Genomic DNA, 15700 nt, shown 5'->3' with positions numbered 1-15700 from the left:
TTTTAAAGTTTTAGCCTGCAGATTAATTGTGCTTTTAAAAAGTACGTTGCTAGCTTTGCTGGCAATAAGGATTCAACATGTTAAGTTTTAAAAAAGATAAAAAGCCGTCTACGGCTAAGTTCAAATTAAGCTATATAGCCATGCTAATAGTATTGGTTTTATTAGCTATCAGCGCATTACCAAATTTATACCCTAATAAATCGTGGTTGCACGTAAGTAATACGCCGCACAGCGAAACGCAATCTTTACCGAGCACTAAAACGCTAGTTACTTTTTTAAATAAACAAGGGCTAGAGGTTGAGCAGGGTTTAGATAAGCAATCCACTATTAATATACTTTTAAACGAGCCAACTAAAAGCGCTCAGGCGCAAGCGGCTATAAAAGCGCAATATCCAAACACGCAAGTTAAAATTATTGAGCATGCAACCAGCCCAACATGGTTACAAGATTTTGGTTTATCACCAATAAAGCTGGGCCTTGATTTAAATGGCGGTGTGCTATTTGTACTAGACGTAGATTTAGATAAAGCCGTTGATGAGCAATTAGTCAGTGCGTATCAACAAGCTAAATCAATCATTATTAAGCAAAAAGCACATGGCGTAAAAGCGCAGCAAACTCAGCATGGGTTTGAAATAAACGCACTGCCTAATGCAACCGACAAGTTAACCCCCGTTATTGAAGAGCTACTAAGCCGATTTGCTAATTTAGCCGTTGTAACAAGCAATAACGGCAGCGTTAAAACTGCCAAATTTAGTTATTCAGAGCAAGGCCGCAGCAGCTTTGATAAAGAAGTAATGGGGCAAACACTTACAACCCTTCGTTCACGTATTGAAGAGTTAGGCATTACCGAAGCGGTAACACAGCGCCAAGGAAAGCACCGCATTCGTATAGAGCTACCAGGCGTGCAAGATCCAACCGAAGCAAAACGTATTATTGGTGCAACAGCATCGCTTGGTTTTTATCAATTAAAAGAAATTGGCGGGCAAACATTTAATATGCAATCGGGCGGAACCATAAAGCTCGATCCTGTGCCAATTTTTACAGGCGATCATATTAATAATGCAAACATAGGCCGCGACGATTGGGGTAAACCACTTGTACAACTAAGCCTAGACGGCCAAGGCGGGGATGCAATGTCGGCGTTTTCAAAAGCCAATATTGGTAAGCCAATGGTGACGGTTTACTCTGAGTACTCTCAAAATGCTAAAGGCGAAGTAGTTAAAAAAAGCGAAGTTATTAACGTTGCTAATATTGCTCAGCATTTAAGTTCGCGTTTTAGTATTACCAATATGAAAAGCCAACAAGCGGCAGCCGATCTGGCATTGTTACTACGTGCAGGCTCGCTTACAGCGCCCGTTACAATTGTGCACGAACAAACAATAGGGCCAAGCCTCGGCAGCGAAAATATTAGTAATGGCTTAGCCGCGCTTATGTTAGGCATGGGTATTACCCTTGCATTTATGGCGCTTTGGTATCGCCGTCTAGGCCTTATTGCAAACGTAGCACTTATATTAAATTTAACGTCGCTTGTGGGCTTAATGTCATTATTACCAGGGGTTGTGTTAACGCTTCCGGGTATTGCAGGTCTGGTGCTAACCATAGGTATGGCGGTAGACACTAACGTTATAATATTTGAACGTATTAAAGAAGAACGTCGCCAAGGCCGTGCACCATATCAAGCTATTCAAGAGGGTTATAAACAAGCCGCAAATACAATATTTGATGCCAATATAACCACCATGATCACTGCACTTATTTTATACGGTATAGGCTATGGGCCCGTTAAAGGTTTTGCCATTACACTCGCACTGGGGCTTTTAACGTCTGTATTTACAGGTGTGTACGTATCAAAAATATTAAGCCAAACGTTGTATTTAAAAATGGGTAAAAAAGCAGGAGTAAAAGCACATGCTTAATTATTTTTTAAAAGGTGAAAAGGGTACACGTTTACGCTTTATGGGCATGCTTTTAAGCGCCATTTTAGTGCTGCTATCCGTATTTACGCTTACGCAAAAGGGTCTAAATTTTGGCCTAGATTTTACCGGCGGTTATTTAACTGAGTTTACAATCAGCCAAAGTATTGAGCTAAAAGAGCTTCAATCGTTTATTGCTAAAAATCACAACGGTGAGTTTGAGCTAACCGCGCAAGGTAATAGTCATTTTCAATTAAGAGAAGCGCCAAGTGCATCAACTACATCAACAACAGCTAATAGCCCTGACTGGCAAAGCGCTGTTACACAAAACGATGATATAAACGCACAGGTTTTATCGTCGGCCTATATTGGCTCACAAGTGGGCGATGAGTTATTTGATCAAGGTTGTTTAGCCATGTTTGCTGCAATGATTGCAGTAATGATTTACCTTGCAGTGCGTTTTGAATGGCGATTAGCGGTAGGGTCTGTGGTTGCGCTAGTGCACGATTTAATACTCGTACTTGGGTTATTTTCACTATTACAAATTGAATTTAACCTAACCGTACTGGCAAGTTTACTGGCTATTATTGGTTACTCACTGAACGACTCAATAATAGTAGGGGATAGAGTGCGTGAGCTTTTACGTGTTCAATCAAATAATGTACTTAGCCCAGCGACTATTATTAATAATGCGATTAAAAGCACACTAACGCGCACCTTAATAACGTCGGGTACCACACTTGCGACGGTTGCGAGCGTTTGGTTACTTGCAGGCGCACCACTGCAAGGCTTTGCTATAGCATTATTTACTGGCATTGTAGTGGGTACGTTCTCGTCTATTTGTATAGCGGCAACCTTGCCAGAGCTATTGGGCTTAAGCGCTAAAAACTACGAAGTTAAAGTAGATGCCCACACGCAAACATTATTAGATATGCCATAAGGTTTTTAATAAAGCATAAGCAAAGAGCTGTACCAACCAACCGCAATTTGCTTGTTTAATGCTAATTTAAGCCCCGCTAGTATTCCCACCAAACTTGCGGGGTTTAAAACAATGGTTTTAAGCCTAGCAAAAATGTTAAACTAGCTGCCTTATTTTTACAGCCTGTATTGTACTAATCCCCATGAATAAAACCCACGTTATCGAACATCTTCGCTTTGCGCTAGAAGCGCAGCTTACAACAGCAAAAGTAGCGGCAAAAACTGCGCACGACACCGCCACACATGAAGAAAACATAGCCGAAAATAAATACGATACTCTAGGGCTCGAAGCCGCTTATTTAGCACAAGGCCAAGCCCAGCGCGTAAACGATTGCTATAAAAGCATAGAGTTGTTTGAGCCTGCCTTTAACGAAAAGCGAACCGACAAAATAGCTATCGGTTCGTTGGTGTGTTTAGAGGATGATAACGCAGCGCAAAAATGGTTTTATTTAGGCCCTGCAGCAGGTGGTTTAACCGTAAATGTTAAACAACATGCAATTGCTGTTGTAACACCCGGCGCACCAATGGGTAAGCAGTTACTAAATAAACAGATTGATGATGAAATTACATTAACAATTGCAGATAAAGCCCACGAATATGTGGTGGTAGAGATTTTATAAAGCTTTGGTTTTTTTAGAGAACACCATCTGACAAAGCTATGCCAACGTAATAATCGCTTATTTATATTCATAAATTAATTGTCGGATGGCATGGCTTTGCCATTTATCCAACCTACAGCTATGTTTTTATAGCGTAACGTGGTGTGTATTTCAATTTCTACAAAGACATATAATGAGAAGTACCTAATAGTTTATAAGTGAGCAGGGTTGACGTTAGGTGCTCCCTTTTTAATTGATTTTAGTGGTTATACAGCCTCGTTAGTTGTATTTCCCAAGTTGGCTACTCGGTGCTACTATAGTGATACATTTGTTTGGGGATTATTATGAGAGTAGAACTAGTAACAACATTGAAGCGTCAAGCAACGAAGATATTATCTGAACTTCATTCCTCTAAAGAACCTGTGTTGATAACTGAACATGGACAACCATCTGCATACTTAGTAGATGTTGATGATTATGAATTTATGCAAAAGCGTATGCAAATTCTTGAGTCTCTTGCAAAAGGAGAGCAGGCAATAAGTCGTGGTGAAACCATGTCGAATGTTGAAGCTAAAGATAAAATGAATAAATGGCTGAAATAATTTGGGCTAATCCAGCTTTGGATGATCTTAACGATATCGCTGAATATATCGCATTAAGCAATTTGCAGTCAGCGAAAAAATTGGTTTCCAAAATATTTGAAAAAGTTGAACGTCTCGAACTCTTTCCTGAATCAGGTAAAAAACCAATTGAGTTAGCTAACCTAAATTATCTTGAACTGGTCGTGAATCCTTGTCGTATATTTTACAAAAAAGATAACGATAAAGTATATATTTTGCACGTAATGAGACAAGAGCGAGACTTACGAAAATTTTTGTTGTTAACGCAATATACAGCTAACAAGTAGGTAATCCCTGAGTGAAATTAGTATGACCCCCATACTAATTATTATAAAAAGCAATTATTAAAAAGCCATCCAAACATCTGTCAAAATTCCAACTTAACCAATATAAGGACTAAACTATGGTTTGTTTATTAAAAAAATTGCTACACACGTTCCTTAAGTGTTTAATATACCGTACATAAATAATATGGAGGTTGAAATATGAGACATAACAATTGGTCTTGCTCTAAGTGTAATAATAACGAATTTGATACCGGTGAAATAAGAGTTTCGGGTGGCTTTTGGTCAAGAATTTTTGATGTTCAAAATAAAAAGTACACCGCTGTGACATGCAGTCGATGTAGCTTTACTGAATTTTATAAAGGTTCATCATCAACACTTGGTAACGTATTTGATTTCTTTACTGGGTAATCAAAGCTTAAAAAGCACTTTAACTGAAATGTAAACTGATCAGTCCAAGAGATACCTCCTCATTAAGGTGAGGAGGTTAAATGCTTAAATATACCTAAGCGATAATTCGCCTTATTAAATGTAGGTGGACCTTTAGATATACACCAACTAATAGCAGTTAAACAAAATCTATTATACGCACTAATAATAGGCTTCAATAACAGGCCATAAGGCTTGGATGAATTTATTTTTATGATTTTTCATCTAACATCCTATATTTTAAATATTTAATTTTAGGTAGCTTTTTTCACAAATTTCGCTGTTACCATCATTTCGCCAATGCCATCTACTTTACAATCTAGCTCGTGATCTTTTTTATCAAGCACACGTCTAACAACCGCTTTGGTGCCAATTTTAATGACTTGCGAGCTGCCTTTAATTTTTAAATCTTTGGCTACGGTCACTTTATCGCCATCATTAAGTAAAGTGCCGTTGGCATCTTTTACTAAAATTGCGTCTTCATCATGTGCAGTATTTGGGTTCCACTCATGGGCGCACTCGGGGCAAATAAGCAGTTGTTGGTCTTCGTAAACATATTCACATTGGCATTTTGGGCAAGCAGGCAGCGACATTTTTAACTCTCATAAGGTGTTGTTTTACGTATTTTAATCTGCATTATTAGTTAATCAATATTTTTCATCTTCACGCTAAAAATATCTCGTTTGTGCGTTTTTAAAAAAGGGCATATAAAGCACATGTCGCTTAAGCAATTTAAGCGCTAACTCGTACAGTAGGTACCTGTTAAAGCACCCATCATATTAAGTGATTCGCGCAATGCCCACTTAGTACGATGGGTGTTTCTATTTATAATGCTTAGTATTTTACTAAGCATGCTTTTTATATTTTGACTTAACTAGGAAAAGTCGTGTTTAAAACCTTAATTGTGGTTGATAACAACGAGCAAACGCTTGCTCAATCGTTCGAAAATGTAATTACGTTTAATACCTACTTACGTGATTATCCAAAACATAACGAACCAAAAACACGCATTATTAATCTGTGCGACTCAAGCCAATACTTGAGCAAAGGTTACTATTGCTCATTACTTGCAGAGGCGCGCAAGCACCAAGTTTTACCCAGTGTAAAAACCATTAATGCTCTTCGTAGTGGCCAAGCTCCTATGTTAAATGTGGCCCAAATAGATGGCACACTTTACTTTGGTAATGCCCAAAACGATTTACAATCAAAAGCGGCAAAGTCGGTATTTAAACAATACCCAGCGCCTATTTTATTTGTTGATGAACAAGGCTTATTGCAACAAGGCTCGATGTCGTCTTTAAGTGAGCAGCAGTACAGCGAATTTGTAGCCAAGCTAGATAACTTTACTAAAACGCAGTGGCGTATTAGTTCTGTGCAACGTCGTTTTAGATGGGACATGGCAATACTTGTTGATCATAACGAAAAAGTACCACCGAGTGACAAAGACGCCATTGCACGTTTTATTAAAGCAGCGGCTAAACACGGTATTTATGCACAAGCATTAAGCTTTGACGAAATTGATAACATTGCCCAGTTTGATGCGTTATTTATTCGCCAAACTACAGCGATTGACCACCCAACGTATCGCCTTGCAAGCAAAGCGCAAAGCCTGGGTTTAGTGGTTATTGACGATGCTGAGTCTATTTTACGTTGTTGTAATAAAGTGTATTTACACGATGCATTTAATTATCAAAAAGTGCCAAGTTTAAAAACGGTTGTAGTGGCTGATCAAGCAAATGAAACGCTTGAGCAATTAGAAGAAGCGTTTACGTATCCGCTTGTTTTAAAAATGCCTGAAGGATCGTTCTCAAAAGGTGTGTTTAAAGTTTCAAACCGTGATGAGCTTGCCGCTAAGCTTACCGAGCTGTTTGAATATAGCGCATTAGTGCTTGCACAAGAGTATATGTATACCGAATACGATTGGCGAGTGGGTGTGTTAAATGGCCGTGCAATTTATGCATGCCGCTATTTAATGGCGCGTAACCATTGGCAAATTTATAACCACGATGCTAAACGGTTTTTCTCTGGTGGCTTTGAAACATTGCCAACCTTTGAGTTACCAAAAGCAGTATTAGATGCAGCTTTAAAAGCATGTAAAACAGTGGGTAGGGGTTTATATGGCGTTGATGTTAAAGAGCATCAAGGCAAAGCATATGTACTTGAAGTAAACGATAACCCAAGTATTGATCACAAGGTAGAAGACGGCTATTTAGGCGATGAGCTATACATGATCATTATGGATGAGTTTAAACAACGCTTAGAAGCACGAGGCCGTGGGTAATAACATGAGCAACCTTGTTATTCGAAAGGCGCTTAGCAGTGATTTAAATGCACTGATTGACGTTGAAAATGCTTGCTTTAATAACGATAAATTAAGTCCGCGTAGTCTAAAACGCTGGCTTAGTGCAAAACACGGTATTTTACTCGTTGCAGAAAATGGCGAGCAAGTATGTGGATATGGATTAGTGTGGTGCCATAAAGGGACGCGTTTAGCGCGTTTATATTCGCTCGCGGTAAAACCCACAATGCAAGGTAAGGGCGTTGCAAAGGCATTACTTACTAGCCTTGAAAAAGAAACGTATGAGCGAGGGCGTATTTACCTTCGTTTAGAAGTGGCTGTAAATAACGAAGGTGCGATAGGGCTTTATAAAAGCTTAGGTTACAGAGTGTTTGGTCAATATAGCGATTATTACGATGACCACAGTGACGCACTACGAATGCAAAAAAACATTCGACAAACGAGTGAGTTAAAAGTGGCGCGTTTAACGCCGTGGTATCAGCAAACTACCGAGTTTACTTGTGGGCCTGCTGCGCTATTAATGGCAATGGGTGCACTTGAGCCAACAACTGAGCTTACTCAATCACATGAGCTGGCACTTTGGCGTGAAGGTACCACCATTTTTATGACATCGGGTCATGGTGGTTGCCATCCGTTTGGTTTGGCACTTGGGGCTAATAAGCGTGGTTTTAAAAGCGAAGTAATGGTTAATACCACAGAGCCTTTGTTTTTAGATGGCGTACGCAACGAAAACAAAAAAGTGGTACTTGCCACCGTGCATCAGCAATTTGTAGATGGTATTGCACAGGCAAATATACCGCTTACGCATAAAGATGTAGAGCTTGAGCATATTGAGCAGTGGTTAAGTAAAGGCTTTAGTGTGCTGTTATTAATTAGTACATACAGTTTTGATGGTAAAAAATCGCCACACTGGGTGTGTGTTACGCACCTTGATGAGCACTGCGTGTATGTTCACGACCCGTTTTGTGAGCCCGGTAACGATAAACAGCTCGCAATAGACTGCCAATATGTACCTATTGCACGAAGTGATTTTAGTAAAATGTCAGCGTTTGGTAGCCAACGTTTAAGAACGGCGGTGGCTATAGCTAATAAAATATAAGGTTAACAGTGACTTTTTTAGATTTAATTGATGTAGCCCCGTATTCGTGGGCAGCTATTGGTACTGCGGCTTTTTGTGGTGCTATTATTGGAATAGAGCGCCAATTGCGTGGTAAACCTGTAGGAATTCGTACATCAGCCCTAATAACGCTGGGCACGTATTTGTTTTTATCCACTGCGTTTAATTTACAGGGGGATGTAATTGATCATTCTCGTGTAGTTGGGCAAATAATTACAGGTATTGGCTTTTTAGGGGCAGGCGTTATGCTCGCAAAAGATGGTGCGGTAGTTGGCGTAACCTCTGCTGCAACCATTTGGGTGCTTGCATCAATAGGCGTGATGATAGCGACCGAAAACCTTGGGGCTGCAATAAAACTCTCGGTGCTGGTGGTCGGTATTTTATATGGTGTAGACGTACTTGAGGCTAAATTTAAAAGCTTAAGCAAAGGCGTACACACTAAAGTAAAAAACTATCAAAAGCGCTATTATCGAAAAGAATTTAACGAATCAGAACGCCACTAAAAGTGGCGTTTATTAATTATAGCGTAATTGTTTGATATTGGATGGCATCTTCAATAGGAGCTGGGCGCCCAATAAAATAGCCTTGTACGTTATCAACGCCTAGTTTTCTTAGTGTGTTTAATTCATCTTGATTTTCTATACCCTCAGCTACAATTGAGCAATTAATTGCTTTGGCAAATCCGCATAGTGCTTTAGCTAATAAAAACTTTCTACGATCTGTGTTTATATTCTGAGTAAGGCTGATGTCTAACTTAATGATATCTGCTTCTAATTCTAAAATATGCTGAAAGGATGAGAATCCAGCACCTACATCGTCTATAGCGAGTTTTACACCTCGGTTTCTTAATGGTAGAAGTGCGGTTCGCATCGCTTGGTAGTCTAAAATAGGAGAATGTTCAGTCACTTCTAAAATTATTCTATTACAATCGATGCTTTGTAATACTTTGTCTATTGAGCCTGATAAAATATGCTGAGGTGAAGTATTTATAGTGATATAAGCTTTTTCATCAAATTGGTCTAAACAATGTAAGGTATTTTGTATAGCAAGTATTTCTAATGCTTCTCCTAAACCTAGCTTTTCAGCATCTTTAAACCAAATGTCAGGTGTTTTATAGGGTTCAATAAAAAAGCGTGACAGAGACTCATAACCCGAAAGTTGGTTGGTTGATAAATTAAATATGGGCTGAAAATAAATCGTAATATCGTTTGTTTTTATAATATTTTCAATCAGCGATTTTGACTCATTATTTAAAATGTCAGACTGAACTTTTTTTTCGATTAACTCAGTAGCTATTTCAGAAATGAGCCTAAGAAATGACAAATCTTTGTCGTTCAGGGCATTGTCTAATACGGTTTTATAACAGCAAAAAGTTCCATAAACTTTTCCGGTGGATAAAATAATGGGTACACCAATATAAGAGCCAATATTTAGCTTTTCTGTGACTGGCATGTTGCGGGTTATTGGGTGCTCAAGAGTATTAGGGATTATTTGTTCTAGCTCGCTATCGGATATTTTTTTACAGTAAGTTTCGCAAATTGGATCTGAATTACCTACTGATACGCATGTATTTGTAGTTTGGTTATCTACCACTTTAAAAACGCGATCAGTATTGGTGAATTCTGAAATAAACGCGACTTCCATACTCAAATGTTTTCGTACAAGTGAAAGTAACTTTAATAACTTTGATTCAATAGAAGCATCGCTTTGTGGATCAAAAAGGTGCTTACTAAGTTTATCTCTCATGCAGTTACCTTGGTATGGCATAAATTATATTATTGATAAGAGTATAATTTATGTATAAAAAAATGCCAATTTAGAGTGCCGCCGCTGGTTAGCCAAATAACTTTCGTCTAACTACTTTTCTATAACCACTAGGTGTTTGGCTTAATACTTTTTTAAACACGCGGGTTAAATGCCCTTGGTCGTTATATCCAACTTCTAAAGCCACTTCTTGAATTGATAAATTTGATGATGCTAATAACTCTTTCGCACCTTCTACGCGTAATTGTTGCCAATACTCAATAGGGCTTTGGTTCGTTGCGGCTCTAAAACGGCGGGTAAAAGTACGATAGCTTAAGCTAAATTGAGCTGCGACTTCTTGCAGGTTTAACTCGGTGGCTAAATTTGTTTTTAGCCAAAACTGAATTTGCGCAATTAGCTCATCGGGGTGGCGGTCTACTGCACCTTCTAAGTAGCGTTGATCTTCATAGGGTTTGCGTATTTCGTGCGAAAAATTACGCTCTACATGCTGCGCGGCGGCTTTTGTGTAGTACTGGCTGATAATATGTACGATCACATCTGCAAGGGCATTAAGGCTTGCTACGGTATACATGCGCTCTGATTGGGTTATAAAAAAGTCGGGCTTTAAGCGCACCTGCGGGTAGTCATGGCTAAATTGTTTGGCGTAATGCCAATGGGTGGTAGCAGGGTGGCCATCAAGTAAGCCAGCCTCTGCTAATAAACAGTTGCCAGTACCGACACCAATTATATGGCTGCCTGCGCTAAAGCTTTCGCTCAGCCAATCAACTATTTCTTGATTTGTTCGCACCACTGGGCGTGGGTTTCGCCAAATACCCGGCACTATAATCAAATCGCTGTAGGGCGCGTTAGTTGTTATGCAATCAGGATTTATAGCAAGGCCTGCACGGGTGGGTATAGATTCAGCACTTTTAGCCACTAAATTTATAGCAAGTGGCCTAAAGCTTTGCTTATCAAGATGCCCTTTAGCAAAGGCCTCGCCGGCTCTTAGCATTTCTATAGGCAGCGTTAAACTAGTCACTAATAAATGCGGATATACCGCTATAGCAATGTTTAGAGGTGGATTAGTGTGTTTATCAGTCATATAAATGCTCCGACCAGTACATTTTGGCCTTTTGTGCTTAATATTTGGCTATTAAAGCACAATGTGTGGTGCATAATCCATTTAAACTGCCTCTTCTCCTTATAACACGTTTCTAAAAGGTAAATTATGACAGCATTACCCGTTATAGTAGGCATGGGTGGCATTAACGCCGCTGGCCGTACTTCTTTTCATCAAGGTTATCGCCGTATCGTGTTAGATAGTTTAAATGCTCAAGATCGCAGTGAAACATTTTTAGGCCTCGCCACACTGATGAATCTAGTAAGCGTTGTAAACGGCCAATTACAAGATACACAAGGTAATAATGTTGAGCAAAGCGACATAGAAGCACGCTTTGGTGAGCAAATTATTGCTGGTACACTTATTCGTAAAATTGAAAAAGAACACTTTGATGCCGATGCCACACCGTGGCAGCAAAAAATGACACTAACCGCATCAAGCGATAACGCAATTGTGTTTGAAACGCGTGCTCGCGACTTACCTGCACCTGTTCCAGCTAGCTGGCAGGTTGAAGAGCTTGAAGGCAAAAAAGTTAAAGTAACTATTGCAGCCGACTTAGACGTAAAGCACGACTCAACACGCGATAACCCAATTAAATCTGCTGGGCAATTTCCGACTGGGTTTGATCCATCAGTTATGTATAACAGCCGCTATCAGCCTCGTGGTTTGCAAGCCACTATTTTTGCAGCTACAGATGCGATTAAATCAACAGGGCTTGATTGGCAGCATATTATGAATAGCGTAGAGCCAGATAAAATTGGTACCTATTCAGCATCGGTAATTGGCCAAATGGACGACAAAGGTCTAGGTGGTTTAGTAAAAGCGCGCCAACAAGGCGACCGTGTTAGCACTAAGCAGTTAGCACTGGGCTTAAATACAATGTCTACCGATTTTATTAATGCCTATGTTACGGGCAATGTAGGGACTACGTTTTCGACCTCGGGCGCATGTGCAACGTTTTTATATAATTTACGTGCAGCGGTTAATGACATACAAGCAGGGCGTACACGCGTTGCGGTTGTCGCAAGTGTTGAGTGTGCTATTACACCAGAAGTTGTAGAAGGCTTTGGTAACATGAGCGCACTTGCAAACGTTGAAGGTTTGCGCCGTTTAGATAACTTATCAAATGATGAAGAACCTGATTACCGTAATAGCAGCCGCCCATTTGGCGATAACTGTGGCTTTACATTAGGTGAAGGCGCGCAAGTTGCTATTTTAATGGATGATGCTTTAGCCCTTGAGTTGGGCGCTGATATTATGGGCAGCGTACCGGATGTGTTTGTAAATGCAGATGGCGTTAAAAAGTCGATTACATCACCTGGACCTGGTAACTATATTACAATGGCAAAATCAGCCGCACTTGCTAGCAGCTTATTAGGTAAAGAAGCACTGCAAGAACGTAGCTTTATTTTAGCTCATGGTTCTAGTACACCGCAAAACCGTGTAACAGAGTCTTTGATTTATCACAAAATAGCGCAAACGTTTGCTATTGATAACTGGAAAGTAACAGCGCCAAAAGCGTATGTTGGCCATACTATTGCACCTGCAAGTGGTGACCAGTTAGCGATTGCGTTAGGCATATTTAGTCATAATATTATGCCGGGTATTACCACTATTGATAAAGTGGCTGATGATGTTTATGGCGACCATCTTGATATTCGTAATAGCCATTACGAGTGCGCTGATATGGATATTGCTTTTATAAATTCAAAAGGCTTTGGCGGTAACAATGCAACAGCTACCGTACTTTCACCAAAAGTAACAATGCAAATGCTTGCTAAGCGCCATGGCGATGATGTTATGACTAGTTACACACAGAAAAATAGTGTGGTTAGCGCTTCGCAGAAAACGTATCAAACGCAAGCAGATTTAGGCCAGTACGAGCTTATTTATCGCTTTGGCGACGGACTTATTGACGACAACGACATTGTAATAGACGAGCAAAGTATTCATTTACCAGGCTTTGAAAAAGCAATTACGTTTAGCACAACAAACTCCTATCAAGATATGTTTTAAGCACACATACTTGTTAGCAAGGCGCTTTTTAAGCGCCTTTTTTAATGCCATAAATATATTTATCTATTAAGTTCTTTCTAAGTAAAGCTCATTAAATAAACTAATTTTTTGTATTTACATTTGCTTTTATATCGATCGTTTGTTTCTATTATATAAACACTATCTAGGATGGATAAAATCGATGAAAAAACTCATATTAGCGCTTACTTTTACTTCTGCTTTTACTCAACTCCCTGCGTTTGCTGACGACTTTGTCCCTGCAGAGGTGATTAATAAAAATTACGATCAACTTACTAATACCTCACCGCGTGCGTCTCGATTAGAAGGAATTAATTTAAGTAGTTATCTTGTTGATGAAAACGGCCAAGTGAGCGATATCGAAATTGTAGCTACAGCTGGTCAAAAAAAGTATCAAAGAGAAGTAATGGACTACGTGTCTAAGCTCAACTACAAAAGTGCAAAATTAAATGGCGAGACTATACCTGTAGCAAAAACTATTACTGTAAGTTCGCAAAATTTACATGCTGGTTTTTCAAATGATAAAGCGTCTCGCGGCTTTTTTAATGATTATGAACAAGCTAGTAAGTTAATCGATGAAAAGAAATACGATGAAGCTAAAAGCCGTATTGATGAGTTAGAAAACGAACATACGAAAAATACGGTTGAGATTGTTTTGCTTGCATGGCTTAAAAGCCAGCACAGTTATTTTGTACAAGATTGGAAGAGCTTTGATCAGCACATCAACGAAGCATTTTTATTTCGAGGTAACCTACCAGATCAAATTCAAAAGCGTGTGATAAAAAATGCATTACAATGGTTTATATCAAAACAAGATTATGTACGTGCCTATGACGCAATAGATGCGTTAGGCAATATTGAATCCATCACTTTTACACAGCAAAATAAGGAGCAGTTATTAGCTCAAGTTAATGACATTTATAAAAGTTCTGGCGATATAAAACAACAAATAGAGCTATTGCCTAAGCAGGCGGTATTACCTTTATTGTCAAAAAGTGAAGTAGCGCTTGAAGCGCAAATGCCGCTAACTAAAGTTCAGTTACGCTGCGAGAACAAAGTAGTAAATTACGATACAAGCACAATTGATAAAATTGTAATTTCACAAAACGATGTGCGTTGCGGGTTATTAATTAAAAGCGCTCAAGCACAAACTGTTACGCTAAATCAAAGTGGTGATAGCTTTTTATAAGTTTTACGTATTGGTTAATGATATAAAACCCCGCAAATATTATGCGGGGTTTGTGTTTTTACTTATATATATTTAGCAATTAAGGTATGTTTGTGGCTTCGCTTCCAAACAATGTATCGCTTAGCGAGTAGGGTTGTTAGCCCTATTACAACGGCTATAAATAAAAGTGTTGCTGTGTAACTCATGCCATAACCTTCAGGCAAACCAACGAGAGTATCTGCGTAGGTCATATCGCTAAAATTAAAGCCAAGAATAGGTATAAGTAACCAAGCAATAGCATGTAATAAATACAAATGCACAAGGTATGAAAACATACTTGTTTTACCCAGTACTTGTAAAAAGTTATGCGAAAAATCGGTTTTTAAACCACTTAATGCTTTTAAAGAAATAAGTCCAAGGCCTACTGTAAGTAGCATAAACTGCAGCGAAAGCGGATACTTTGTTGGGTTTAGAAACGACATAACAGTGAGTAATGAGCTTGTATGTATAGCAAACTGTGACATATCACCGTATAAGTTAAATCCACGTAAAACGCCATAAAGCGCAAGGCAAGTAACGCCTAATAATAATGCGTGATTCATCACTTTTTTACTGTATTGTTGCGCTTTGTAATAAACACCAGCGCAATATGCCAATGCCATTAAGCCAACAATGGGGGCAACTGGGTAGGTTGTTCTAATTTGAAAATCAAAAGGGAGATCAAGTACATTTTTTTGATGTGCAATAGACCAAGCAGTATGTGCAAATGTATTAGGCTCAAAGCTTGTTCCATCAAATAAATTATGCCCAAACACGAGTAATAAGCCTGCTACAAAAATGGCATAAATGCCCAAGAAACGCAGCAGTCCTAAAATAACAAAGCCCCAGCCGATAGCCCAAATAACTTGTGCGTATAGCATTGGGTATAATGGGTTAAAGCTCCAAGACCACGAAACAATAGTAAATTCAAACAAAATTAGTACTAAACCACGAATAATCAAGCTTTGTGAAAATGCTTTAGTGGATACATATTTATGCTCTGTTATAGCCGCAGATAGACCTGCTAAGAATACGAAGAGTGGTGCGCAAAAGTGAGAAACAAAACGCGTAAAAAAGGTAACGGGATCAGTCCCTGGAATGGTCATCGGATCGGTAACTGAGTAATTAAGGCAATAATACATACCATGGTCAATAACCATAAATATAATTATAATGCCCCGTAATATATCAATATGATGTAAGCGGTTATCGGTTGAAGGTAGCGACATAAGAGAGCTATATAGAGTGATTTAAAACTGCATTTATTATATGTTATATTGTATCAAATTGAAATCGTGTATTTATATTTTGCCAGTGATTATACACACGTAATACTACCAATATCTGCTCGCATTAC

Annotated in this window: 15 protein-coding genes; 11 read left to right on the top strand and 4 right to left on the bottom strand. The window is 39.0% G+C overall.

The features are described from left to right. Positions 1 to 77 precede the first annotated feature (77 nt). The 6 genes from secD (at position 78) to H5087_RS15930 (ending at position 4805) form a co-directional block, all read left to right on the top strand. Positions 78 to 1916: a protein translocase subunit SecD gene (secD, locus tag H5087_RS15955; protein ID WP_182672678.1), complete on the top strand. Its 1839-nt coding sequence runs from the start codon at positions 78 to 80 to the stop codon at positions 1914 to 1916. Continuing rightward, positions 1909 to 2853, top strand: coding sequence for a protein translocase subunit SecF (gene secF / locus H5087_RS15950; RefSeq protein ID WP_182672677.1), 945 nt, complete (start codon positions 1909 to 1911; stop codon positions 2851 to 2853). The genes secD and secF overlap by 8 nt, the downstream gene beginning before the upstream one ends. 181 nt (positions 2854 to 3034) lie before the next feature. Continuing rightward, positions 3035 to 3511 carry a GreA/GreB family elongation factor gene (locus H5087_RS15945; protein WP_182672676.1) on the top strand — a complete coding sequence of 159 codons (477 nt, stop codon included), beginning with the start codon at positions 3035 to 3037 and terminating at the stop codon, positions 3509 to 3511. Positions 3512 to 3834: 323 nt separating this feature from the next. Further along, positions 3835 to 4092 carry a type II toxin-antitoxin system Phd/YefM family antitoxin gene (locus H5087_RS15940; protein ID WP_010555056.1) on the top strand — a complete coding sequence of 86 codons (258 nt, stop codon included), beginning with the start codon at positions 3835 to 3837 and terminating at the stop codon, positions 4090 to 4092. After that, complete coding sequence (locus tag H5087_RS15935) at positions 4080 to 4397, top strand: type II toxin-antitoxin system RelE/ParE family toxin (protein ID WP_182672675.1); 318 nt, start codon at positions 4080 to 4082, stop codon at positions 4395 to 4397. The genes H5087_RS15940 and H5087_RS15935 overlap by 13 nt, the downstream gene beginning before the upstream one ends. A gap of 198 nt (positions 4398 to 4595) precedes the next feature. Continuing rightward, positions 4596 to 4805 carry a zinc ribbon domain-containing protein gene (locus tag H5087_RS15930; RefSeq protein ID WP_007582647.1) on the top strand — a complete coding sequence of 70 codons (210 nt, stop codon included), beginning with the start codon at positions 4596 to 4598 and terminating at the stop codon, positions 4803 to 4805. Between the two features lie 272 nt (positions 4806 to 5077). Here the strand turns inward: H5087_RS15930 and H5087_RS15925 are convergent, their stop codons facing one another. Next, entirely contained in the window at positions 5078 to 5416 is a 339-nt protein-coding gene (locus H5087_RS15925) for a zinc ribbon domain-containing protein YjdM (RefSeq protein WP_182672674.1), read from the bottom strand. Positions 5417 to 5709: 293 nt separating this feature from the next. On the opposite strand from H5087_RS15925, the gene H5087_RS15920 reads away from it, so the two are divergent. From H5087_RS15920 to H5087_RS15910, 3 genes are read left to right on the top strand one after another with little or no spacing between them, the layout of a single operon-like run. Beyond that, positions 5710 to 7104 carry a RimK family protein gene (locus H5087_RS15920; protein WP_182672673.1) on the top strand — a complete coding sequence of 465 codons (1395 nt, stop codon included), beginning with the start codon at positions 5710 to 5712 and terminating at the stop codon, positions 7102 to 7104. A 4-nt stretch (positions 7105 to 7108) separates the two neighbouring features. After that, positions 7109 to 8221, top strand: coding sequence for a GNAT family N-acetyltransferase/peptidase C39 family protein (locus H5087_RS15915; RefSeq protein WP_182672672.1), 1113 nt, complete (start codon positions 7109 to 7111; stop codon positions 8219 to 8221). An 8-nt stretch (positions 8222 to 8229) separates the two neighbouring features. Next, on the top strand, positions 8230 to 8742 hold the full coding sequence (locus tag H5087_RS15910) for an MgtC/SapB family protein (RefSeq protein WP_002960746.1): 513 nt from the start codon (positions 8230 to 8232) through the stop codon (positions 8740 to 8742). A 16-nt stretch (positions 8743 to 8758) separates the two neighbouring features. On the opposite strand, the gene H5087_RS15905 is transcribed toward H5087_RS15910, so the two are convergent. After that, positions 8759 to 9985: an EAL domain-containing protein gene (locus H5087_RS15905; protein ID WP_182672671.1), complete on the bottom strand. Its 1227-nt coding sequence runs from the start codon at positions 9983 to 9985 to the stop codon at positions 8759 to 8761. A gap of 88 nt (positions 9986 to 10073) precedes the next feature. Further along, the gene (locus H5087_RS15900; RefSeq protein ID WP_138488986.1) at positions 10074 to 11084 is read right to left on the bottom strand and encodes a GlxA family transcriptional regulator; all 1011 of its coding nucleotides are present in this window, start codon (positions 11082 to 11084) and stop codon (positions 10074 to 10076) included. Positions 11085 to 11210: 126 nt separating this feature from the next. Here H5087_RS15900 and H5087_RS15895 point away from each other — a divergent pair, with 126 nt between their 5' ends. After that, entirely contained in the window at positions 11211 to 13118 is a 1908-nt protein-coding gene (locus H5087_RS15895) for a beta-ketoacyl synthase (protein WP_182672670.1), read from the top strand. Between the two features lie 181 nt (positions 13119 to 13299). Further along, a complete protein-coding gene (locus H5087_RS15890; RefSeq protein ID WP_182672669.1) occupies positions 13300 to 14325 on the top strand; it encodes an energy transducer TonB in 1026 nt (341 codons plus the stop codon). A 62-nt stretch (positions 14326 to 14387) separates the two neighbouring features. Here the strand turns inward: H5087_RS15890 and H5087_RS15885 are convergent, their stop codons facing one another. Further along, positions 14388 to 15572, bottom strand: a complete 1185-nt coding sequence (locus H5087_RS15885; RefSeq protein ID WP_182672668.1) for a DUF1624 domain-containing protein — start codon at positions 15570 to 15572, stop codon at positions 14388 to 14390. Positions 15573 to 15700 lie beyond the last annotated feature (128 nt).

It is taken from the genome of Pseudoalteromonas sp. SR43-7 (assembly GCF_014163785.1).
GTDB classification, from domain to species: Bacteria; Pseudomonadota; Gammaproteobacteria; order Enterobacterales; family Alteromonadaceae; genus Pseudoalteromonas; species Pseudoalteromonas distincta.
This window is presented reverse-complemented; position numbering and strand designations above follow the sequence as displayed.